Below are 22,837 nucleotides of genomic sequence, written 5' to 3' on the forward strand. Positions count from 1 at the left end.
CATACTTCCCCGACCCGCCATGCGACGCCACGCTTCCAGTTCCCTGCCGCTGCCCGCGGCCGACAAAGACCAGCGCAACGACTGGGCCACGCTCAAGACGCTGTTTCCCTATCTGTGGGTGTACAAGTGGCGCGTGCTGATGGCCATGGGCGCCCTGGTGTGTGCCAAGCTGGCCAACATGGGCGTGCCGCTGATCCTCAAGCGGCTGGTGGACCAGATGAGCTACAAGCCGGGCGATCCGCACGCGCTGCTGATCCTTCCAGTGGCCACGCTGGTCGCCTACGGCCTGCTGCGGCTCGCGACCACGGTCTTTACGGAGCTGCGTGAATTCCTGTTCGCGCGGGTGACGCAACGGGCGGTGCGCACTATCGCGCTGAAAGTCTTCCGGCACTTGCACGCGTTGTCCCTGCGCTTCCACCTCAATCGCCAGACCGGTGGCATGACGCGCGACATCGAGCGCGGCACGCGCGGCGTGAACTCGCTGATCTCCTTCACCCTCTTCAACATCCTGCCCACGCTGGTCGAGATCACGCTGGTGCTGGGCTACCTGGTGCTGCACTACGACGTCTGGTTCAGCGCCATCACGGCGGGCGCGCTGGTGACCTACATCGTGTTCACGGTGATGGTCACGGACTGGCGCACCCACTTCCGCCGCACCATGAACGAGCTGGATTCCAAGGCCAACACGAAGGCAATCGACTCCCTGCTCAATTACGAGACGGTCAAGTACTTCGGCAACGAGGACTATGAGGCGCGCCGCTACGACGAAGGGCTGCAGCACTTCGAGGCCGCGGCCGTGCGTTCGCAGACCTCGCTCTCACTGCTCAACACCGGGCAGTCTGCGATCATTGCGATCGCCGTGACGCTGATTCTGTGGCGCGCGACCGTGGGCGTGATCGACGGCACCATGACCCTGGGCGATCTGGTGCTGGTGAACTCCTTCATGCTGCAGCTGTACATTCCGCTCAACTTCCTGGGGGTGATCTACCGCGAGATCAAGCAGGCGCTGGCCGACATGGAGCGTTTGTTCGGGCTCCTGCACGAGAACCGGGAAGTGGCCGATTCCGCAGGTGCCAAGCCGCTGGTCACAAAAGGGGCCGAGGTGAAGTTCGCGCACGTGGACTTCAGCTACGAGACCAAGCGCCAGATCCTGTTCGATGTGGACTTCACCATCCCAGCAGGGACCACCACCGCCATCGTGGGCCACAGCGGCTCGGGCAAGTCGACCCTGTCACGCCTGCTGTTCCGGTTTTATGACGTCAACTCGGGCGCCATCACGATCGACGGTCAGGACCTGCGCGATATCACCCAGGATTCGCTGCGCCATGCGATCGGCATCGTGCCGCAGGATACGGTGCTGTTCAACGACACCATCGAATACAACATCGCCTACGGCCTGCCAGGCGCTTCGCATGCCGAAATCGAGGCGGCGGCCCGGGCGGCGTCCATCCACGACTTCATCGTGACGCTGCCGGATGGGTACCAGACCATGGTGGGCGAGCGTGGCCTGAAGCTCTCCGGCGGCGAAAAGCAGCGGGTGGCGATTGCGCGCACGCTGCTCAAGAATCCGGCGATCCTGGTGTTCGACGAGGCCACGTCCGCGCTGGACTCCAAGTCCGAGCAGGCGATCCAGGGGCAGCTAAAAGAGATTGCGAAGGACCGTACGACGATGGTGATTGCGCACCGCCTGTCCACCATCGCGGACGCGCACCAGATCATCGTGCTCGATCACGGCCGCATCGTGGAGCGCGGCACGCACCAGACGCTGTTGCTGGCCAACGGGCTGTATGCCCAGATGTGGGAACGGCAGCAGGCGCGGAAGGATGAAACCTATGCGTCGCCGGCTGCCGCTGTGGAGGACGATTAGTACGGACGCGTACTAATCTGAGTGCATCACATCAGTAAGTCCAGAACATCCGCTGGATGTCCTTGGTGTTGCTGGTCTTGGTCAGCGCCAGCATCAGCAGGATGCGCGCCTTCTGCGCATTGAGCGTATCGGCCACCACGAAGTCCAGTTCATCGTCATTCGCCTCGCCATTGCGCGCCAGGATGCCGGTGCCGGTACGGCTCGCGCGCACGATGATGGCGCCTTTCGCGCGCGCCGCCTTCAGCGCCGGAACCATTTGCGCGGCCAGCGAACCGTCGCCGGTACCGGCGTGGATGATGCCTTTGTCGCCTGCCGCCACGAAGGCGTTCAGCGCCACCGGCGTCACGTTGGCATAGCCGTACACGATATCCACGGCGGGCAGCGCGCTGAGGTTTGACACGTCGAATTCGGTGTCGACCGTGTGCTTGCGCGTCGACGCACGGTAGAAGTAAGCCTTGGAACCCTGGATGTAGCCGAGCAGGCCAAGATCCGTGGACTTGAAGGTGTCCATGGTCGCGGTGTTGGTCTTGGTGACATCGCGCGCGCCGTTGATCTGATCATTCAGGCACACCAGCACGCCCTTGCCGACCGCCTCCGGGCTGGCAGCCAGCAGCACCGCGTTGTACAGATTGATCGGGCCATCCGCCGAGATCGCGGTGGAAGGGCGCATCGCGCCGACCAGCACCACCGGCTTGCGGCTCTTGACCACCAGGTTGAGGAAGTACGCGGTTTCCTCCAGCGTGTCCGTGCCGTGGGTGATCACGATGCCGTCGACGTCGGCCTGCGCCAGCAGGGTGTTCACGCGCTTGGCAAGCGTCAGCCAGTGCTCGTTGGTCATGCTCTCGCTGGCGATCTGGAACACCTGCTCGCCGGTGACGCGCGCCACCTTGGACAGTTCCGGCACCGCCTTGATCAGGCCTTCCACGCCGACCTTGGCGGCGGTGTAGCCCACCGTGGTGGTGCTGGTGGCGCCGGTGCCCGCGATGGTGCCGCCGGTAGCCAGGATGACGACGTGGGCCTGCTTGGTCTGCGCGGTTTGCGCCTGCGAGGCCGGAACGAACAGCATGAACCCGAGCAGCACGGCAAACAGCTGCGTCAGCGAACGTTGAATCATGAGGATCTCCTTCAGATGAAAAAAAGGCCTTCACGCGGAAGGCCCTTTGCTACGTGATGGGTGTCAGGCGGCTTTGACTTCGCTGATCGTGTCCTCGCCCGGGGCGGCCAGCTCGCCCTCCCACTTGGCGACGACGGCGGTGGCGATGGCGTTGCCGACCACGTTGGTGGCCGAGCGGGCCATGTCGAGGAAGTGGTCGATGCCCAGCAGGAGCAGCAGGCCCGCTTCCGGAATGTGGAACTGGTTGAGCGTTGCGGCGATCACCACCAGTGAGGCGCGCGGCACGCCGGCCATGCCCTTGGAGGTCAGCATCAGCACCAGCATCATGGTGACCTGGGTGCCGATCGACAGCTCGATGCCATAGGCCTGGGCGATGAAGATGGACGCGAAGGTGCAGTACATCATCGAGCCATCGAGGTTGAACGAGTACCCGATCGGCAGCACGAAGGCGGCGATGCGGTTGCGCACACCAAAGCGCTCCAGGCCTTCCAGCGTTTTCGGGAATGCCGCTTCCGAGGACGCGGTGGAGAAGGCCAGCAGGGTCGGTTCGCGCACTTCCTTCAGCAGGCGGATCACGCGCGGGCCGATGAACAGGAAGCCGAGGCCCGTCAGTACGATCCACAGCAGCACGATACCCAGGTAGAACTCGCCCATGAAGGTGCCGTACGATGCCAGTACCGAGAGCCCGCTCTTGGCGATGATCGCGGTGACAGCCGCGAACACGGCGATCGGCGCGAGGTTCATCACGTAGCCGGTCAGCTTGAGCATGATGTGGGCGACGCCGTCCAGGAATTCGGTGACCGGCCGGGCTTTCTCGCCGAGGGCGGCGGCCGCGGTGCCGAAGAAGATCGAGAAGATCACGATCTGCAGGATTTCGTTTTTCGCCAGGCCGTCGAAGATGGAGGTCGGCACCAGGTGGGTGACGAATTCCTTGAGCGTGAGGCTGGACGACGAGATGCCGGACGATTCGGTGACGGCCGGCAGGTGCTGGGTCAGGCCGATCCCCGGCTGGAAGATGTTCACCAGGATCAGGCCGAGGGTCAGCGAGATGATGGAGGCGATGATGAACCAGCCGAGCGCCTTGGCGCCGATGCGGCCCACTTCGGAGGCGTCACCCATTTTCGCGATGCCGACGACCAGCGTGGAGAACACCAGCGGCGCGATGATCATCTTGATCAGGCGGAGGAACAGCGTGGTGACCAGGCCCAGATTGTCCGACAGCGCGGCCGGATTGGCCAAAGTGGTATTCGCGATGTACCCGGCGACGATGCCGAGGATCAGGCCAGCGAGAATATAAGTGGTCAGGCGGTTCCGTTTGGTCATGGCGAGTCCTGTGATGCGGATGCGGGGCCGCGGAAATACTGCAATTTGGCGGGTTCCGCAGTATCCTAGGGGGCGCTGGTGATGTCAAGCTAGCCAGTTTTCGCTTTCACCCTCGAATTCGCACATGATTGAACTTCAAAATGTCAGCAAGTGGTATGGCCAGTTTCAGGTGCTGGCCGAGTGTAGTACGCGGGTCGGCAAGGGCGAAGTGGTGGTCGTGTGCGGGCCGTCCGGGTCGGGCAAATCGACTCTGATCAAGACGGTGAATGGTTTGGAGCCGGTGCAGCAGGGCGTCGTCGTGGTCGACGGCGTGCGGGTGACCGACCCGAAGACCGATCTGCAGAAACTGCGTGCGCGGATCGGGATGGTGTTCCAGAATTTCGAACTGTTCCCGCATCTGTCGGTACGCCAGAACCTGACGCTGGCGCAGGTGAAGGTGCTGGGGCGCTCGCCGGAAGAGGCAACCGAGAAGGGGCTGAAGTACCTGGACCGCGTCGGCCTGCTGGCGCACCAGGATAAATACCCCGCCCAGCTCTCGGGCGGCCAGCAGCAGCGCGTGGCGATCGCGCGTGCGCTGGCGATGGACCCGGTGGCGATGCTGTTCGACGAGCCGACGTCCGCGCTGGATCCCGAGATGATCAACGAGGTGCTGGACGTGATGGTCGGCCTGGCGCAGGACGGCATGACGATGATGGTGGTGACTCACGAGATGGGCTTCGCCCGCAAGGTCGCGGACCGCATTGTCTTCATGGACCACGGCCGCATCGTCGAAGATTCGCCCAAAGACGCCTTCTTCACCGCCCCCACGTCCGACCGCGCCCGCGACTTCCTCGCCCGGATCCTCCACTGACCCTCAGTGATAATCGTCCTCGCGCTGATGTCGCGCCGCGATAATGGTGACGAAGCCACCCGTTTGAATCTTGTAGAGCAGGACGAAACCTGTCGCGCCGAATGGGACGACCATCTCGCGCAGGAACGGATCGTCTGGCAGCGCTTTTCGGCACGAAAAGGGGAATTGCTCCAGCAAACGAGTCGCGCTGGCGATGGCGGCGCGGACCCGCTTGGTGCTGGGCCGGTCGCGCTCAGCGATGAAACGCATCAGCCGCGCCAGGTCTTCCCGCCCGCCCGCCGAAAACCGGACGCGGTATTTCATTTCTGAGGTTTGGTCTCAGCCTCGCGGATGATGTTATCGAGCTCCGCCAGGACTTCATCGCTTGAGTAGTATTCGCCGGTCCGTTCTGCCTCGCGCAGACTTTCGAGTCCGCGTGCGATGAACTCGTCCTGCAGCTGGCGGCGGCGGATCTTCTCCCGCACTGCTTCTTCGACGAATTGGGAGAGGGACTCGCCCGGGGCCAGCGCTTTCTCGGCCGCTTCCCGCAGCTCGGGCTCCACGCGGAGCGAGGGGAATGTCGCGCTTTTCATGAACGCCTCCAATGCGTCGCAATTGCGATGCAGTATGGCACCGCGAGCGGTGGGCGGCAAGCGGAGAGGGTAAAATAGCGGCTTCCGCATTGAGGTTTTCCATGAGCGAATTCGATCTCCCCGAGTCCATTACGATCACCCGGCCGGACGACTGGCACGTGCACCTGCGCGATGGCGCGCATCTGGGCAGCGTGGTGGCGCATACGGCCGCGCAGTTCGCGCGCGCGATCGTCATGCCCAACCTGAAGCCGCCCGTCACCACGACCGCCGCCGCCGCCGCATACCGCGACCGCATCAAGGCCGCGCTGCCGCAGGGGAGCGATTTCGAGCCGCTGATGACGCTCTACCTGACCGACAACACGCCGCCGGATGAGATCCGCCGCGCCGTGGACAGTGGCTTCATCCACGCCGTCAAGCTGTACCCGGCCGGCGCCACCACCAATTCGGACGCCGGTGTCACCGACCTGCGCAAGTGCTACGCCACGCTGGAAGTGATGCAGGACCTCGACCTGCCCCTGCTGGTGCACGGCGAAGTCACCGACAACGACATCGACCTGTTCGATCGCGAAGCCGTCTTCATCGAGCGCGTGATGCGCCCCCTGCGCCGCGACCTGCCCGCGCTGCCCGTGGTCTTCGAGCACATCACCACCAAGGACGCCGCACAGTACGTGGCTGAAGCGGAAGGCCCGATCGGCGCTACCATCACCGCCCACCACCTGCTCTACAACCGCAACGACATCTTCCGCGGCGGCATCCGTCCGCACTACTACTGCCTGCCGGTGCTCAAGCGCGAAGAACACCGCCTGGCGCTGGTGACTGCGGCCACCAGCGGCGACGAGCGCTTCTTCCTCGGCACGGACTCCGCACCGCACGGCATCGGCGCCAAGGAAACTTCGTGCGGCTGCGCGGGCTGCTACACCGCACTGCATGCGATGGAGCTGTACACGGAAGCCTTCGCCCGGGCTGGAGCACTGGACAAGCTTGAAGCCTTCGCGTCGCTGAATGGTCCGGCCTTCTACGGCCTTCCGAAGAACGATGGCACCGTCACCTTGCGCCGCGAGACCTGGACCTTGCCGGCCACGCTGCCCTTCGGCGAAACGCAGGTGGTGCCGCTGAATGCCGGTGAGCCGATCGGCTGGAAGATGGCCTGACCTGTCCGTGGACCTGGCCCTGGAACCGGAACCGGTCGACTGGACCCGGCCCTGGTATGACGCGGTCCGCCCCGCATATGCGCGGCTGGGCCAGGGCCCGCTTATCGAGGCGCTGAACCGGGCCTCCGCCGCGCATGCGCTGCACAACGCGGCAGGCCAACCACTCCGCTTCGTCCCGCAGAGCGCACTGCCGGAGGGCGTGGCCTACGAAGCGTTCATTGGCGCCACTGGCAATGTCCCCACGCGGGACAATCTGCACGATTTCTTCAACGCGCTGGTCTGGCTGACCTTCCCGCGCATCAAAGTCCAGCTCAATGCCCTGCAGGCCGCGCAGATCGCGCTGGCAGGTGTCGGCAAGTCCCGCGGTCCGGCGCGCGACGCCGCCACCATCTTCGACGAAAACGCCGCCCTGCTGGTCGTCACCGACGACGACACAGGCCGCGCCCATGTGGCAGCGCTGCGCAACCACGACTGGTACTCAGCGCTGTATGCAGGCCGGGCGCGCTTCGGCCCACAGGCGCAAGTCTGGTCCTTCGGCCACGCGCTGATGGAAAAGCTGGTCGCCCCGCGCAAGGCCATCACCGCCCACACCCGCGTGCTGTACGCCCCGGCGGACTTCTTTGCGCTATCGTTCGACGAGCGCCGCGCGTGGATCGACGCCACCGTGAGCGCGCAGCTGCGCGACGAGGAACTGGCCACCGCATCCTTCACGCCGCTGCCGGTGCTCGGCGTCCCCGGCTGGTGGGAGGGCCAGGACGAGGCCTTCTACGCCGACGCCACCGTGTTCCGACCAAAGAGGAGAACAGAATGACCGAGACCCGCTGGGGCATCATCAGCACGGGCAAGATCGCGCGCCAGTTTGCGACGGCGCTCAAGGACACGCCGGGTGCGGTGCTGGCCGGCGTCGCCTCGCGCACGCTGGACAAGGCGCAGGAATTCACGCGCGAATTCGGCGGCACGCCGTATGGCTCGTACGAAGAGCTGTGCGCGGAGCCGGGGATCGACGTGGTGTACATCGGCACGCCGCATCCGCTGCACGCGCCGAACGCGATGCTGGCGCTGAACAGCGGGAAGGCCGTGCTGTGCGAGAAGCCGTTCACCATGAACCTGCGCGAGGCGGCCGCCGTGGTGGCCCTGGCGCGCGAAAAGAACCTGTTCCTGATGGAGGCAATGTGGTCGCGCTACTTGCCGGCGCTGGAGGAGGCTAAGCGGATCATCGCGTCCGGTGAGATCGGCGAGGTCACGCAGGCGGTGGCAGACTTCGGCTTTTCGGCGCAGGTGCCCGAGGAGCACCGGCTCGTCAATCGAGAACTGGGCGGGGGGGCGCTGCTGGACCTGGGCATCTATCCGCTGTCGGTGTGTGCGTACCTGCTCGGGCCCGTGGCAGGCGTGCAGGCGATGGCCACGATGCGGGATAACGGAGTGGATGCGCATACAGCCTTCACGCTGCGGCACGCCAGCGGGGCGCTGTCATCGTGCACAGCGTCGATGATCGCGCGCTCGCCGGTGGAGCTGACGGTGTCCGGCACCAAAGGATTTGTGCGGCTGGATACGCTGTTCTACAAAGCGAAGACGGTGACGGTGCAGCTGGAGGATGGCTCACGCCGTACCGTCGAGACGCCGCATCTGGGCAACGGTTACGTGCACGAGGCGCTGGAAGTGCAGCGCTGCCTGCGCGAGGGCATGACCGAAAGCCCGCGCATGCCGCTGGACGAAACGCTGGCGCTGATGGGCGTGCTCGATGAGATCCGCGCACAGATCGGCCTTCGCTACGCCGCCGACTCCTAAACCTTCAGGAACTCTTCCCGGCCGCCCAGCCAGCGGGCGAGGTGGGCGTCGACGGTGCGTTCGTCGCCAGCCTGCAGCAGCGCGGCCGCCGTGTCGCGCGCCTTTTCGACCAGCCACTGGTCCGTCTCCAGGTCCGCGAAGCGCAGCATCGCCTGCCCGGACTGGCGCGCGCCCAAAAACTCACCCGGCCCCCGAATCTCCAGGTCGCGCCGCGCGATCTCGAAGCCGTCCTGGGTTTCGCGCATGGTCGCCAGCCGCTGCTTGGCGACGGGACCAAGCGGCCCCTGATACATCAGCAGGCACACCGATGCCGCCGACCCGCGCCCCACGCGTCCGCGCAGCTGGTGCAGCTGCGACAGCCCAAAGCGCTCCGCATGCTCGATCACCATCAGCGACGCATTCGGCACGTCCACGCCGACCTCGATCACCGTGGTGGCCACCAGCACGTGCACAAGGCCGGACGCAAAGGCATCCATGACCTCCTGCTTTTCCTGCGGCTTCAAGCGACCGTGCACCAGCCCCACGTTCAGGTCCGGCAGCGCCTCCTGCAGCGTGAGGTGCGTGTCGGTGGCCGTCTGCAGCTGCAGCGCCTCCGATTCCTCGATCAGTGGACAGACCCAGTACGCCTGCCGCCCTTCCAGCACGGCGGCGTGCACGCGCTCGATGACTTCCTCGCGCCGGTTCTGGTCCACCACCCGCGTGACGATCGGGCTGCGGCCCGGCGGCAGCTCGTCGATGACCGAGACCTCCAGGTCTGCGTAGTAGGTCATCGCCAGCGTGCGCGGAATCGGCGTGGCGGACATCATCAGCTGGTGCGGCACCAGCCCTGCGCTGCCCTTGTTGCGCAGCGTGAGCCTCTGGCCGACGCCGAACCGATGCTGCTCGTCGACGATGACCAGGCCGAGGTTCGCAAAATTGACCGTGTCCTGGATCAGCGCATGCGTGCCGATCACCAGCTGCGCTTCGCCCGACTCCACCATCTCCGTAGCCATGGTCTTCTCACGCTTCTTCAGCGATCCGGTGAGCCACGCCACGCGCACACCCAACGGCTCCATCCACGCCGCGATCTTGCGGAAGTGCTGGTCCGCGAGGATCTCGGTGGGCGCCATGAGCGCAGCCTGATAGCCGCTGTCGATGGCCTGCGCCGCCGCCAGCGCTGCCACCACCGTCTTGCCGCTGCCAACGTCGCCCTGCAGGAGCCGCTGCATGGGGAAGGGATTGCGCAGGTCCGCGCGGATTTCGCGCAGCACGCGGTCCTGCGCGTCCGTGAGCGTGAAGGGCAGTGCGGCCAGAAAGCGCTCGCTCAACGAGCCGATAGCACCGAGCACCGGCGCGCCCTTGGTGCGGCGGTCCTTCTGCGCCCGTTTCAGCGAGAGCTGCTGCGCCAGCAGCTCGTCGAACTTCATCCGTACCCAGGCCGGGTGGGTACGCTCGGTGAGTTCATACGGATCGACGTTCTGCGGCGGATAGTGCAGCAGCTTGATGGCCGGCTCGAAATCCGTGAGGCCGAGGCGCGCGCGCATGGGCAGCGGCAGGGTGTCGGTCCAGTCCACGCGCTTCATCGCATCCGAAATCGCGCGCCTCAGGATCGTCTGGGACAGGCCTTCGCCCGCCGGGTACACCGGTGTGAGGGCGGTCGGCAGCGGCGCCCCTTCGTTGACGATCTTGTACGTCGGATGCACCATCTCCGCGCCAAAGAACCCGTGTTTCAGCTCCCCGCGCGCCCGCACCCGCGTACCCTCGGCCATCTGCTTGACCTGCGAGCCATAAAAGTTCATGAAGCGCAGCTGCAGCTCGCCCGTGTCGTCCGAAATGGTGACCAGCAGCTGGCGCCGCGGGCGGTAGGCGATTTCAGTCTTGATCACCACGCCCTCGACCTGCGACGTGTACCCGCCGCGCAGGCAGGCCTCGCGCACCGGCACGATCTCGGTTTCGTCCTCGTAGCGCATGGGCAGGTGCAGCACCAGGTCCATGTCGGTGCGCAGTCCCAGCTTGGCCAGTTTGTCTTGCGTCTTGGGCGCGGATTTGGCTTTGGTTGGCGGCATAGTGCTGCATTTTTCGCGAGGGAGACAACACCCGCGTACGGGCGTACAATAGAGGGTTCGCCCAGCGATTTATTCTTGCAGATTCCTGTAGATTGTCTCGATGTACACGCTCTCCGACTTCGATTTTAACTTGCCGCCCGAGCGCATTGCGCAATTCCCACTGCCCGACCGGGCGGCGTCCCGCCTGCTGCACCTCGATGGCGCCACCATCGTTGACCGCTCCTTCGCGGACATCGTGGACCTGCTGCAGCCCGGCGACGTGCTGGTGATGAACAACACGCGCGTGCTCAAGGCTCGCTTCTTCGGCGTCAAGGAAACCGGCGGGCAGGTGGAAGTGCTGGTGGAGCGCGTGCTCGACCCGCGCACGGTGCTGGCCCAGGTGCGCGCGTCCAAGTCGCCCAAGCCGGGCAACCGCATCAAGCTGGCCGACGCCTTCTGGGTCGCGGCGGGCGAGCGTGCGGGCGAATTCTTCACCCTGCACTTCGAGGGCGACGTGTTTGAACTGATCGAGGCGCACGGCAAGCTGCCGCTGCCGCCCTACATCGAGCACGCGGCCGACCAGGTGGACGAAGAGCGTTACCAGACCGTCTACTCGAAGGAACCGGGCGCCGTGGCCGCGCCGACCGCGGGCCTGCACTTCACCGAAGAGATCCTGCGCAAGCTGAAAGAGAAGGGCGTGCTGACCGCCGAGGTGACCCTGCACGTGGGCGCCGGCACCTTCCAGCCCGTGCGCGTGGAAGACCTGACCCAGCACCAGATGCACACCGAGTGGTACACCATCCCGCAGGAGAGCGTGGACCTGGTGCGCGCCGCAAAAGCCAACGGCAAGCAGGTGGTCGCCGTGGGCACCACGAGCCTGCGCGCGCTGGAATCGGGCTCGCAGTCGGGCGAGCTGCAGGCGGGGAGCGCCGACACGGCCCTCTTCATCACGCCCGGCTACCAGTTCCGCACCGTGACGCGCCTGATCACCAATTTCCATCTGCCGAAGTCCACGCTGCTGATGCTGGTCTCCGCCTTTGCGGGCTACGCCGACATCAAGAAGGCCTACGCGCACGCCATCGCAAATGAATACCGCTTCTTCAGCTATGGCGACGCCATGCTGCTGACTACGAACTCGATCTACCAGCCGAACCAAAATGCTTGAATTCACCCTCCTGAAAAAAGACACGAGCGGCCTGTCCCACGCACGGCGCGGGCGCCTCAAGCTCAATCACGGCACCATCGAAACGCCGATCTTCATGCCGGTCGGGACCTACGGCTCGGTCAAGGCCATGTCCCCGGTCGAGCTGAAGGAGATCGACGCCCAGATCATCCTGGGGAACACCTTCCACCTGTGGCTGCGCCCCGGCACGGACGTGATGGACAAATTTGGCGGCCTGCACCGCTTCATGGGCTGGGACAAGCCGATCCTCACCGACTCCGGCGGCTTCCAGGTGTTTTCGCTCGGTGCGATGCGCAAGATCACCGAGGAAGGCGTCAAGTTCCAGTCGCCGATCGACGGCAGCCGCCAGTTCCTGTCGCCGGAAGTGTCGATGCAGATCCAGCGCTCGCTCAATTCGGACATCGTGATGCAGTTCGACGAGTGCACGCCCTACGAGATCGACGGCCGCCCCGCCACCGCGGAAGAAGCCGCGACCTCGATGCGCATGTCGCTGCGCTGGGCCCAGCGCTCGATGGATGAATTCAAGCGCGGCGAAAACCCGAATGCCCTCTTCGGCATCGTGCAGGGCGGGATGTACGAGCGCCTGCGCGACGAGTCCCTCGCCGGGCTGGAGGAGATCGACTTCCCCGGCCTGGCCATCGGCGGCCTGTCGGTGGGCGAGCCGAAGGAAGACATGCAGCGCATCCTGGCCCACGTCGGCCCGCGCCTGCCCGAGAACAAGCCGCACTACCTGATGGGCGTCGGTACGCCGGAAGACCTGGTGGACGGCGTGGCCAACGGCGTCGACATGTTCGACTGCGTGATGCCGACCCGGAACGCGCGCAACGGCTGGCTGTTCACGCGCTTCGGCGACATCAAGCTGAAGAACGCGCGCTACAAGGATGACCAGCTGCCGCTGGACGAGACCTGCGACTGCTACACCTGCAAGAACTTCTCGCGCGCGTACTTACATCACCTGCAGCGCTCCAAGGAGATCCTGGGCGCGCGGCTGAACACCATCCATAACCTGCACTATTACCTGCAGCTGATGCGCGAGGTGCGCGCGGCCATCGATGCGGACCGCTTCAACGAGTTCCGCATCCAGTTCGCGGCCGAGCGGCAGCGTGGTATATGAGCGGCGTGTGAACTGTTGAACCGCACAAAGCTTGTAAAAGCAACACCAGCCCTCAAATAGGGCTGAACGCGCACCCCCGGTGCTAGAATACAGCGCTAATTTTTTTAACAATACGGAGTACTTGTGTTTATCTCTAACGCCTACGCGCAGTCCGTCGAGCCGGGCCTGGCCAACAACCTGAGCACCTTCCTGCCGCTGATCCTCATGTTCGTGGTCATGTACTTCGTCATGATCCGTCCGCAGCAGAAGCGCGCCAAGGAAACCAAGGCGATGATCGAAGCGCTCACCAAGGGCGACGAAGTGGTCACCATCGGCGGCATGGTCGGCAAGGTGTCCAAGGTCACCGATGCGTACGTGCTGATCGAAGTGGCGGCGGGCACTGAAGTGTGGGTGCAGAAGAACGCCATCAGCATGCCGCTGCCGAAAGGCACCCTGAAGTCGCTCTGATTCGTCAGACCCACCCGGTCCCCACGCCATGAACCGTTACCCCGTCTGGAAGTACGTCATCATCGTGCTCGCGCTGCTGTTTGGCGCGCTGTACACGACGCCGAACTATTTCGGCGAAACGCCGGCCCTGCAGGTCACCACCGGCAAATCCACCGTCAAGGTCAATAGCGACACCGCCGCCCGCGTGGCCGCGGCCCTCAAGCGCGAGAACATTCCGGATTCCGGCGTGAGCGTCGACGGAGCCGGTTCCACCGCCTCCGTGCGGGCGCGCTTCCCGACCCCGGACGCGCAGTTCAAGGCCAAGCTGGCGCTGGAGCGCGACCTCAACGCCGACCCCACCGACCCGGACTACATCGTCACCGTCAACCTGGCCAAGAACACCCCGGCCTGGATGGAGGCGATCAACGCCAAGCCGATGAACCTGGGCCTGGACCTGCGTGGCGGCGTGCACTTCTTGATGCAGGTGGACACCCACGCGGCGCTGGACACGCGCCTCAAGGGCCTGATCGCCGGCATTCGCAGCCAGCTGCGCGACCAGAACATCCGCCACTCCGGCATCGAGCGTGCGGGCGACAATATCGTCATCAAGTTCCGCGACGAAGCCACCCGTACCCAGGCGCAGAACTACCTGGGCAACCAGCTGCAGGAGCTGCAGTTCGCCAGCGGCTCCGACGGTTCCGACCTGACCCTGACCGCGTCGATCAAGCCGGCCGCGCTGCGCACCATCATCGACGAAGGCATCAAGCAGAACATCATCACGCTGGGCAAGCGCGTGAATGAACTGGGCACCACCGAGCCGGTGATCCAGCAGCAGGGCGCGGACCGCATCGTGGTCCAGCTGCCGGGCGTGCAGGACGCCGCCCACGCCAAGGACATCATCGGCCGTACCGCCACGCTCGAGCTGCGCGCCACCGACGACAGCGTGGTGCCGGGCACCGAATCGACCGCCACCATCCCGCTGGACGCGGAAGTGTTCAAGGACATGAACGGCCAGTCGGTGGTGGTCAAGAAGGACGTGTTCCTGACCGGCGACTACATCTCGTCCGCAACCTACACCACGGACCAGAACCAGCAACCCGCCGTGTCGATTGACCTGAACGGCGACGGCGGCCGCAAGATGCGCACCGCGACCCGCGACCGCATCGGCAAGCGCATGGCCATCCTGCTGAAGGAAAAGGGCAAGTACACCGTGCTGTCCAACGCCACCATCCAGAGCGAGCTGGGAACGCACTTCCAGATCACCGGCCTGGGTACGCCCGAGAAGGCGGCCGAGCTGGCGCTGCTGCTGCGCTCCGGCGCGCTGTCCGCCCCGATGGACGTGGTGGAAGAGCGCGTGGTCGGCCCGCAGCTGGGTGCCGAGAACATCGCCAAGGGCCTGCACTCCACGCTGTGGGGCTTCATCGCGATCGCCATTTTCATGGTGATCTACTACCAGCTGTTCGGCTTCTTCAGCGTGCTGGCACTGGCGCTCAACCTGCTGCTGCTGCTGGCGCTCCTGTCCACGCTGCAGGCCACCCTGACCTTGCCGGGCATCGCCGCAATCGCGCTGGCGCTGGGTATGGCGATCGACTCCAACGTGCTGATTAACGAGCGGATTCGCGAGGAGCTGCGCAACGGGAACACACCGCAGGCGGCGATCGCGGAAGGCTTCCGCCACGCGTGGGCCACGATTCTCGACTCGAACGTGACCACCCTGATCGTCGGCCTGGCGCTGCTGGTGTTCGGCTCGGGCGCGGTGCGCGGCTTCGCGGTGGTGCACTGCCTGGGCATCCTGACCTCGATGTTCTCCTCGGTGTTCTTCTCGCGCGGCGTGGTCAACCTCTGGTACGGCCGCAAGAAGAAGCTGGGCAAGATCGCGATTGGCACGGTGTGGAACGGCGGCGCCAAGGCGCCTGCCGCCACCGCAGAGAAGAATTAAGGACGGGACAGCAAGATGGAATTTTTCAAGATCAAGCGGGACATCCCGTTCATGCGCCACGCGTTGATTTTCAACGTGATCTCGGCGCTGACCTTCGTGGCGGCGGTGTTTTTCCTGCTGCACCGCGGGCTGCACTTCTCGGTGGAGTTCACGGGCGGCACGGTGATGGAACTGCGCTATCCGCATGCGGCCAACCTGGAGAAGATCCGCGGCACGCTGGAAAAGCTGGGCTATGAACAGCCGGAAGTGACGCCGTTCGGCACCGCGCAGGACGTGATGCTGCGCCTGCCGCCGAAGACCGCGGCCGGTTCCACCACCTCGCAGAGCGTGTTCAACGCGATCTGCGCGTCCGAAGGCGGCTCGCCGCGCCAGGTCGCCGCGACCGGCGGCACCGGTGCGCAGTCGAGCAAGGCCACCTGCGTCAACGCGGCCGGCACCGAAGTGGTGGCGCAGCAGCGCGTGGAATTCGTCGGCCCGCAGGTCGGCGAGGAACTGGCGCAGAACGGCTACAACGCGCTGGCCATGGTGGTGATCGGCGTGATGATCTACCTGGCCGTGCGCTTCGAATGGAAGTTCGCGGTGGCGGCGATCATCGCCAACCTGCACGACGTGGTGATCATCCTTGGCTTCTTCGCCTTCTTCCAGTGGGAGTTCTCGCTGACGGTGCTGGCGGCGGTGCTGGCGGTGCTGGGCTACTCGGTCAACGAATCGGTCGTGATCTTCGACCGGATCCGCGAGAACTTCCGCAAACAGCGCAAGATGACCGTGACGGAAGTGATCAACAACGCGATCACCAGCACCATCTCCCGCACCATCATCACCCACGGCTGTACCCAGATGATGGTGCTGTCGATGCTGTTCTTCGGCGGCCTGACCCTGCACTACTTCGCCATCGCGCTGACGATCGGTATCTGCTTCGGCATCTACTCGTCGGTGTTCGTGGCGGCTGCCGTGGCCATGTGGCTGGGCGTGAAGCGCGAAGACCTGATCAAGCCGGTGCGCGAGAAGGACGAAACCGACGGCGCGGTGGTGTAAGCGCCGCTGCGCAAGCAATGCCGCCTCCGGGCGGCATTTTCATTTGGAGGGCGCCGCATGGCCACCAAGAGCTCCCGTTTGCTGCTGCTGATGGACGCCCTGCGCGGCCACCGCCGCCCCGTCACCGCCGCGCAGCTGGCCGAGAAGACCGGGGTCTCCGAGCGCACCATCTACCGCGACCTGCAGGCGCTGGCCGAACTGGGCGCCCCGGTGCAGGGCGAGGCGGGCGTGGGCTACATGCTCAAGCCCGGGATGTTCCTGCCGCCGCTGATGTTCAATGCGGACGAGCTGGAAGCGCTGGTGCTGGGCGCGCGCTGGGTGGCGCGCCAGGGCGACACGGAGCTAGCCGCCGCCGCGCGCGGCGTGCTGGCCAAGGTGGCCACGGCTTCGCCGCAGGACCTGCGCGACCGCATCGCCGAAACCAGCCTGTGGACGCCGGTGTACCACACGCCGCTGCCGGAAGACTTCCTGGCGGCGGTGCGGCTGGCCATCCGGCGCGAGCGCAAGCTGCGCATCGCCTACCGCAGCGAGGCGGGACAGGACAGCGAGCGGGTGGTGTGGCCCTTCGCCCTGGCCTACCTGGACCAGTACCGCGTGCTGGCCGCCTGGTGCGAGCTGCGCGGCGGCTTCCGCCACTTCCGGGTCGACCGCATCGGCGCCGCGCACACACTCGATGAGGTGTATCCAACGCGCCGCCACGAACTGCTCAAGACCTGGCGCGCCGAAAAGGGCATCGCCGAGCCTCCTGACAGAATCTGACGCACGGCGCGGTTATATTGACGTTTTAACCACACACCCTGATGGAGAAACGCCATGCGCCTGTACCAGCATCCGATGTCGACCAATGCCCGCCGCGTCACACTCGCCGCCGCCCATGTCGGCGTGCCGCTCGAACTGGTGGAAGTGAATTTGATGAGCGAGGAAGCGCGCCGCCGCCTGGAGGAGCTCAACCCCAACAGCAAGGTTCCCGTGCTAGAGGACGACGGCTTCGTGCTGTGGGAATCGAACGCCATCATCCAGTACCTGTGCGAGAAGCGGGGCGGCCACCCGGCCTATCCGGCCGGGCTGCGCGAACGCGCGGACGTGAACCGCTGGCTGTTCTGGGGCGCGCAGCACTGGGCCCCGGCGGTGAGCACGCTGGCCTGGGAAACCTTCTTCAAGGGGGCGCTGGGGATCGGGGCAGCCGATCCCGCCATGGTCGCCAAGGGCGAAGCCGAGGTGGCGCGCTTCGCGGCCGTGCTGGATACGCACCTGGCCGGGCGCACCTGGGTCTGCGGCGACGGCGTGACCCTGGCCGACCTGGCGCTGGCCGCGCCGCTGATGTACAAGGACCAGGCCCGCCTGCCGCTGGCCAGCCACGCGCACCTGCTGGCCTGGTTTGCCCGCGTGCAGCAGCTGCCGGCCTGGCAGGCTACCGCTTAATGCTGCGCGGAATCCCGACTCACCGTGCGGCAACATTTTGTGAAATGTTGCAATGTCGATACATTTTACATTCCACAATCCGGCGGTGAGGCGGTTTGTTCCAAATCAAATACTTACGTTTCTGGCCCAAGAATTGCTTCAGTGCTCCGCCATAAATCTATAACCAAAACTGCGGAGAAACACCATGAAAGAACGCGGACTCGCCTGGAGCACCCTCCTGGCGGCGGGAAGCCTGTGTGCGGCGCTCAGCGCCCCGGCCCACAGCGCCATCATCACCTACAACTTCGAGGCCTATGACGACGGCGCGGTCGTCACCACGCTGCCAGGCGTCTCGCTCAGCAACGCAATGGTTCTGCGCTCGGGCATGAGCCTGAACGAGATCGGGTTCCCGCCGAAGTCCGGTGCGGCCGTGATCATCGACGACGGCGCACCGATTGCGCTGTCGTTCGCCAGCGGCGTGTATTCCGTGGCCGGCTACTTCAACTACACGAGCGGCCTGCGCCTGGACGCCTACGACAGCGCCGACCAGCTGCTGGGCACCGTGTTCTCCAGCTACCTGGCCAACCTGGCCGACGGCTCGGGCGACCCCGGCAGCCTGCCGAACGAGCTGCTCAGCTTCGGCACCGGCAGCCCCTTGATCGCCAAGGTCGTGCTCTCCGGTGACCCGGCCGGCTATTCCTTCACGCTCGACGACCTCACCATCGTCACCGCCGACCGCCAGGGCGTGCCCGAACCGGGCAGCTGGGCGCTGCTGGCGCTCGGCGCGGCCTGCCTGGTGGGCAGCCGCCTGCGCTGGCGGGGCTGAGCCACGCGGCATAGGCCGCGCCCCCGGCCGCAGCTCGCCGGGCCGCAGCGCGGTCGCCGCACCACTTTCCGATTTCTTTTTTTCGGTTTCCACTCACCGCGGGCGGTCTGCGTCCGCGTCCAGGAGGACTTATGGGTATCGTTTCGCGCATCCGCGGCACGGGGCTGCTGCTCGCCGCTCTGCTCGGCGGATCGGCCATCGCCGGCACACTGGGCAGCACCAGCCTGTCGCCGGACTCGGCTCGGGCCGGCCGGGCCACCACCGTCACCGCCACCGTGGTGATCACCGACCCCAACTACACCGCAGGCAGCGCCAACGTGCAGCGCCTGAAGGCCGACGGCAGCATCGCCGCCGTGGTAGGCAACCTGCATGACGACGGCTTGAACGGCGATGCGATGGCCAACGACCATCTGTACACGCTGACCTGGACCGTCAACGAGGCCAATGCGGACACGCTGCGCTACCAGGTCAGCGCCGCCTTCAAGAAGGAGCTCAAGCGCACCTTCTCGGCGCCGATGAGCCTGACCATCGAACCCACCACGCCCGCACCGCAGATCGTGAGTGCGACGCTGGCGCCAGGTTCGGTGTCGGCCGGGGTCGGCTTCACCGGTCTCGCCACCGCCCAGTTGGGCGGCCCCGCACCGACCAGCGTGGTGCTGGAGAAGATCGATGCCGCCGGCCGCGTGCTGGTCAGCCTCGGCGAACTGCGCGACAACGGCAGCAACGGCGACACCACCGCCGGCGACGGCCGCTACGCACTGCAGCTGCCGCTGCTGGAAGCGGCGCCAGGCGTGGCCCACTACCGCATTGCTGCAGCCTTCCCCGGCCTGCCGGCGCCGCTGTATTCCGGCGCGCTGGACATCAGCGTGCAGGGCGTGCCCACCGGCGTGACCCTGAGCACGCCGCAGAACGGCGCCTACCTGAACACCCCGGTGATCACGGTGGCGGGCACGGTGCAGGACCCGGGCGCCACGGTCAAGCTGAATGGCATCGCCACGCCAGTCAGCAACGGCAGCTTCTCGGCCTCGGTGCCGCTCAACGAAGGGCCGAACACCATCAACGCCGTGGCGACCAATGCCAACGGCAGCATCAGCACCGCCAACCTGCTGGTCACGCTGGACACCACCGCGCCCAAGGTCGAGATCTACACCCCGGCCGCGAACGGCAGCACGGCGTCCGACCTGGTCACCGTCAGCGGCATGGTCAACGACATCGTGGTCGGCACCGTCAATCCGCAGCAGGCCGTGGTCACCGTGAACGGCCAGGCGGCCGACGTGCTGAACCGTAGCTTCATCGCGCGCAACGTGCCGCTGCAGGTCGGCGCCAACACCGTGCAGGCGGTCGCCACCGACCGTGCCGGCAACCGCGCCACCACCACCATCAATGTCACCCGCACCGCCGCGGGCGGCGCGGGCCTGCGTGTCACGGGGGGCAACAACCAGAGCGGCGTCGTCAACAGCGTGCTGCCGCAGCCGCTCACCGTGGCGCTCACCGACGAGCAGGGTAACCCGAAGGCCAACGTGCCCGTGGTGTTCCGTGTCATCGCCCTCGATGGCGCACTCGGCACCACGGTCGCCGTCAGCGGCAACCAGAGCGCGCTGGCGGTGAACACCGACGCCAACGGCGTGGCCAAGGCCTACCTGCGCCTGGGCAGCCGCGCCGGTGCGGGCAACAACCTGGTCGAGGCCAGCGCCGCCGGCCTCGCCTCCACCGCCGACTTCGCCGCGTCCGGATCGCCGACACGCGCGGCGCTGATGGTGGTCGACTCCGGCAACAACCAGACCGGCACCGTCGGCCAGGCCCTGCCGTTCCCGCTGATCGCCATCGTCACCGACGCCAGCAACAACCGCCTGGCCAACGTGCCGGTCACCTTCGCCGTGACCGGCGGCGGCGGCGGCTTCGGCCCCAACCGCGACAGCACCTTCTCGACCACCAGCGATGCCGACGGCCGCGTGGCCGCCTCGCTGGTCCTGGGCCCGACCCAGGGCGTGAACAACAACGTGGTGGAAGCCAACTTCATCGGCAACACCGGCTACCCGGCCGCCTTCAGCGCCACCGCGCTGGTGCCGGGCGCGGCCAGCGAAACCAGCATCAGCGGCGTGGTGCTCGACAATTCCAACCGTCCGCTGCCGGGCGTGACCATGCGCCTGCTGCACATCACCCAGGGCAACCGCTCCAACATCCCGCAGGAGATGGCGACCGCCGTGCAGACCGACGCCCAGGGCCAGTTCGTGATGAAGCCGGTTCCGGTCGGCGTGTTCAAACTGATGACCGACGGCGGCACCACCACCCGTCCGGGCACCTGGCCGACCCTGGACTTCGACATGATCACCGTGCCGGGCCAGAACAACACGCTGGGCATGCCGATCTTCCTCCCCGAGCTGAACCCGACCAACCGGGTGTGCGTCAACGAGACCACCGGCGGCACCCTGACCCTGGCGGACGTCCCCGGCTTCGCCCTCACCATTGCGCCGGGCTCGGCGACCTTCCCGGGCGGCTCGCGCTCGGGCTGCGTGTCGGTCACTCCGGTCAACATGGACAAGGTGCCGATGGCGCCGGGCTTCGGCCAGCAGCCGCGGTTCGTGGTCACGATCCAGCCGGTCGGCACCCACTTCAGCCCGGCCGCGCGGATGACCATCCCGAACGTGGACGGCCTGCCGCCGCGCGCGGTCACCGAGATGTATTCGTATGACCACGACCTGGCGAGTTTTGTGGCCATCGGCAGCGCCACCGTCAGCGAGGACGGCGCCACCATCACCTCCGACGTCGGCGCCGGCGTGATCAAGGCCGGCTGGCACTGCGGCGGCAACCCCAACACCGCCGGCTCGGCCGGCACCTGTCCGACCTGCAAGAAGTGCCAGGGCGCCAGCTGCGTCAACGACAACGCCGGTACCTGCGACGACGGCCTGTACTGCACCTCGGCCGACGGCAACGCGCCCGGCGCCGACAAGTGCCTGGACGGCTCCTGCCAGGGCAAGGCGATCGGCATCCAGGACGTGGCCAACGGCACCCTGCAGGAATGGAACTTCACCGAGCTGCGCAACATCCTGAACGGCACCGCCGAAGCGTTCAAGTTCGCGCCCGGCTGCTCGATCCAGCCGCCCAGCTTCTCCGGCGCCATCACCATGGGCGCGGTATCGGCCTGCTGCGAAAAAGAGAAGAAGATGGCCACCCAGTTCAAGTACGGCGGCGGCCTGTCGTTCAACGGCATCGGCGCGCAGTGTCTGGTGCCGGGCCTGTCGTTCACCTTCCTCGGCGTGTTCGAGGGCGGGGTGCAGGTCGGCGTGGGCCTCGGCGGCGAGGTCACCGGCACCGGCTACGGCGGCGACTGCATCGGCTGCAAGTGGAAGGTGGAAGGCAACATCAAGGCGACGATCTCCGGCAGCGTCACCGTGGTCACCAAGATCGACCCCAGCATGATTCGCTTCGAAGGCGGCGTGAAGGGCACCGGCCAGGTCGGCGTGAGCTGCACCTGCGACGGCTGCAGCGGCAGCGGCTGCCTCGGTCCGATCACGGTGTACGGCACCGCGATCCTGGGCGGCTTCCTGTCCAAGGGCGGGGAAGTGGTCATTCCCGGCACCACCGTCTGCTACCCCTAATTCGTCTCAAGGAGAATTCCATGTTCCTGCAAGCTACCCTGCGCCTCGGCGCCCTGGCGCTGGCCCTGGCGGCCGGCGCCGCGTCCGCCCAGTCGACCGAAGCCATCACCGCGCACCTGCGCGCCCCCAACTACACCGGCCCGGCCGAGCGCGACGCCCTGCTGACCTTCCAGGGCACGCGCTACAACCCGCCGCTGGTGATCAGCGGCGCCGGCGGCGGCGACCCCGCCAGCATGCAGGCGCGCGCCGACGTCAAGGCACTGCGCGCCCTGATCGAGGCCAACGCCTCCGGCGACGTGAACAAGATCCTGGACCTGTGGACGCTCAAGGAGCGCCCCGAGATCCAGCGCCGCGCCGACCCGGAATCGGTGTCCAAGAACGCCAGCTACTACCGCAAGGTCGAGAAGACCGAGCTGTTCACGGCGGCCATGTACGGCGACTACCGGCTGCTGGTGGTGCGCCATTCCGGCCAGGCGATGTCGCCGCACTTCCGCGTCTATCCGTACATCGTGCGCAATGGCGACTACCAGATGACCAACGACCTGTCCGACGACCCGTTCTACGTGTACCTGCTGAACGCGTACGCCAAGAGCCTGTAACGGGCATCCCGTGAACCGAGGTCATT

Annotated in this window: 20 protein-coding genes; 15 read left to right on the top strand and 5 right to left on the bottom strand. The window is 66.1% G+C overall.

Annotated features, from left to right (window positions below):
- Nucleotides 1-19: 19 nt before the first annotated feature.
- Nucleotides 20-1,867 carry an ABCB family ABC transporter ATP-binding protein/permease gene (locus E4L96_RS04430; RefSeq protein ID WP_135206015.1) on the top strand — a complete coding sequence of 616 codons (1,848 nt, stop codon included), beginning with the start codon at nt 20-22 and terminating at the stop codon, nt 1,865-1,867.
- 31 nt (nt 1,868-1,898) lie between these two features.
- Here the strand turns inward: E4L96_RS04430 and E4L96_RS04435 are convergent, their stop codons facing one another.
- Both E4L96_RS04435 and E4L96_RS04440 read right to left on the bottom strand, forming a co-directional pair.
- A complete protein-coding gene (locus tag E4L96_RS04435) occupies nt 1,899-2,933 on the bottom strand; it encodes a type II asparaginase (RefSeq protein WP_229414222.1) in 1,035 nt (344 codons plus the stop codon).
- Between the two features lie 111 nt (nt 2,934-3,044).
- Nucleotides 3,045-4,304, bottom strand: coding sequence for a dicarboxylate/amino acid:cation symporter (locus E4L96_RS04440; RefSeq protein ID WP_135206017.1), 1,260 nt, complete (start codon nt 4,302-4,304; stop codon nt 3,045-3,047).
- A 124-nt stretch (nt 4,305-4,428) separates the two neighbouring features.
- Between E4L96_RS04440 and E4L96_RS04445 the strand changes: the two genes are divergently transcribed.
- The gene (locus E4L96_RS04445; RefSeq protein ID WP_135206018.1) at nt 4,429-5,154 is read left to right on the top strand and encodes an amino acid ABC transporter ATP-binding protein; all 726 of its coding nucleotides are present in this window, start codon (nt 4,429-4,431) and stop codon (nt 5,152-5,154) included.
- A 3-nt stretch (nt 5,155-5,157) separates the two neighbouring features.
- On the opposite strand, the gene E4L96_RS04450 is transcribed toward E4L96_RS04445, so the two are convergent.
- Complete coding sequence (locus E4L96_RS04450) at nt 5,158-5,457, bottom strand: type II toxin-antitoxin system RelE/ParE family toxin (protein WP_135206019.1); 300 nt, start codon at nt 5,455-5,457, stop codon at nt 5,158-5,160.
- Nucleotides 5,454-5,726, bottom strand: a complete 273-nt coding sequence (locus tag E4L96_RS04455; protein ID WP_135206020.1) for a YlcI/YnfO family protein — start codon at nt 5,724-5,726, stop codon at nt 5,454-5,456. The genes E4L96_RS04450 and E4L96_RS04455 overlap by 4 nt, the downstream gene beginning before the upstream one ends.
- Before the next feature lie 101 nt (nt 5,727-5,827).
- Here E4L96_RS04455 and pyrC point away from each other — a divergent pair, with 101 nt between their 5' ends.
- The 3 genes from pyrC to E4L96_RS04470 are packed head-to-tail and all read left to right on the top strand — an operon-like array spanning nt 5,828 to nt 8,665.
- Nucleotides 5,828-6,877, top strand: a complete 1,050-nt coding sequence (gene pyrC / locus E4L96_RS04460; RefSeq protein ID WP_135206021.1) for a dihydroorotase — start codon at nt 5,828-5,830, stop codon at nt 6,875-6,877.
- A gap of 7 nt (nt 6,878-6,884) precedes the next feature.
- The gene (locus E4L96_RS04465; protein ID WP_229414219.1) at nt 6,885-7,688 is read left to right on the top strand and encodes a DUF3025 domain-containing protein; all 804 of its coding nucleotides are present in this window, start codon (nt 6,885-6,887) and stop codon (nt 7,686-7,688) included.
- A complete protein-coding gene (locus E4L96_RS04470; RefSeq protein WP_135206023.1) occupies nt 7,685-8,665 on the top strand; it encodes a Gfo/Idh/MocA family protein in 981 nt (326 codons plus the stop codon). Before E4L96_RS04465 ends, E4L96_RS04470 begins: the two co-directional genes overlap by 4 nt.
- Here the strand turns inward: E4L96_RS04470 and recG are convergent.
- Complete coding sequence (gene recG, locus E4L96_RS04475) at nt 8,662-10,710, bottom strand: ATP-dependent DNA helicase RecG (protein ID WP_135206024.1); 2,049 nt, start codon at nt 10,708-10,710, stop codon at nt 8,662-8,664. The genes E4L96_RS04470 and recG overlap by 4 nt on opposite strands.
- A gap of 100 nt (nt 10,711-10,810) precedes the next feature.
- On the opposite strand from recG, the gene queA reads away from it, so the two are divergent.
- From queA to E4L96_RS04525, 10 genes are all read left to right on the top strand, one after another.
- Nucleotides 10,811-11,854, top strand: a complete 1,044-nt coding sequence (gene queA / locus E4L96_RS04480; protein WP_135206025.1) for a tRNA preQ1(34) S-adenosylmethionine ribosyltransferase-isomerase QueA — start codon at nt 10,811-10,813, stop codon at nt 11,852-11,854.
- Nucleotides 11,847-12,986 carry a tRNA guanosine(34) transglycosylase Tgt gene (tgt, locus tag E4L96_RS04485; protein ID WP_135206026.1) on the top strand — a complete coding sequence of 380 codons (1,140 nt, stop codon included), beginning with the start codon at nt 11,847-11,849 and terminating at the stop codon, nt 12,984-12,986. The genes queA and tgt overlap by 8 nt, the downstream gene beginning before the upstream one ends.
- Nucleotides 12,987-13,109: 123 nt before the next feature.
- Nucleotides 13,110-13,433, top strand: a complete 324-nt coding sequence (gene yajC, locus E4L96_RS04490; RefSeq protein ID WP_135206027.1) for a preprotein translocase subunit YajC — start codon at nt 13,110-13,112, stop codon at nt 13,431-13,433.
- Nucleotides 13,434-13,461: 28 nt separating this feature from the next.
- Nucleotides 13,462-15,351, top strand: a complete 1,890-nt coding sequence (gene secD, locus E4L96_RS04495) for a protein translocase subunit SecD (RefSeq protein ID WP_135206028.1) — start codon at nt 13,462-13,464, stop codon at nt 15,349-15,351.
- A gap of 15 nt (nt 15,352-15,366) precedes the next feature.
- Nucleotides 15,367-16,386: a protein translocase subunit SecF gene (gene secF, locus E4L96_RS04500; protein WP_135206029.1), complete on the top strand. Its 1,020-nt coding sequence runs from the start codon at nt 15,367-15,369 to the stop codon at nt 16,384-16,386.
- Nucleotides 16,387-16,443: 57 nt separating this feature from the next.
- Nucleotides 16,444-17,145 carry a helix-turn-helix transcriptional regulator gene (locus E4L96_RS04505; RefSeq protein WP_229414220.1) on the top strand — a complete coding sequence of 234 codons (702 nt, stop codon included), beginning with the start codon at nt 16,444-16,446 and terminating at the stop codon, nt 17,143-17,145.
- Nucleotides 17,146-17,199: 54 nt separating this feature from the next.
- Nucleotides 17,200-17,808, top strand: coding sequence for a glutathione S-transferase family protein (locus tag E4L96_RS04510; protein WP_135206030.1), 609 nt, complete (start codon nt 17,200-17,202; stop codon nt 17,806-17,808).
- Between the two features lie 184 nt (nt 17,809-17,992).
- Nucleotides 17,993-18,613, top strand: a complete 621-nt coding sequence (locus E4L96_RS04515; RefSeq protein WP_135206031.1) for a PEP-CTERM sorting domain-containing protein — start codon at nt 17,993-17,995, stop codon at nt 18,611-18,613.
- 131 nt (nt 18,614-18,744) lie between these two features.
- Nucleotides 18,745-22,212, top strand: coding sequence for a choice-of-anchor X domain-containing protein (locus tag E4L96_RS04520; RefSeq protein ID WP_135206032.1), 3,468 nt, complete (start codon nt 18,745-18,747; stop codon nt 22,210-22,212).
- A 20-nt stretch (nt 22,213-22,232) separates the two neighbouring features.
- Entirely contained in the window at nt 22,233-22,811 is a 579-nt protein-coding gene (locus tag E4L96_RS04525; RefSeq protein ID WP_135206033.1) for a hypothetical protein, read from the top strand.
- Nucleotides 22,812-22,837 lie beyond the last annotated feature (26 nt).

It is taken from the genome of Zemynaea arenosa (genome assembly GCF_004614185.1).
Classification (GTDB): domain Bacteria; phylum Pseudomonadota; class Gammaproteobacteria; order Burkholderiales; family Burkholderiaceae_D; genus Telluria; species Telluria arenosa.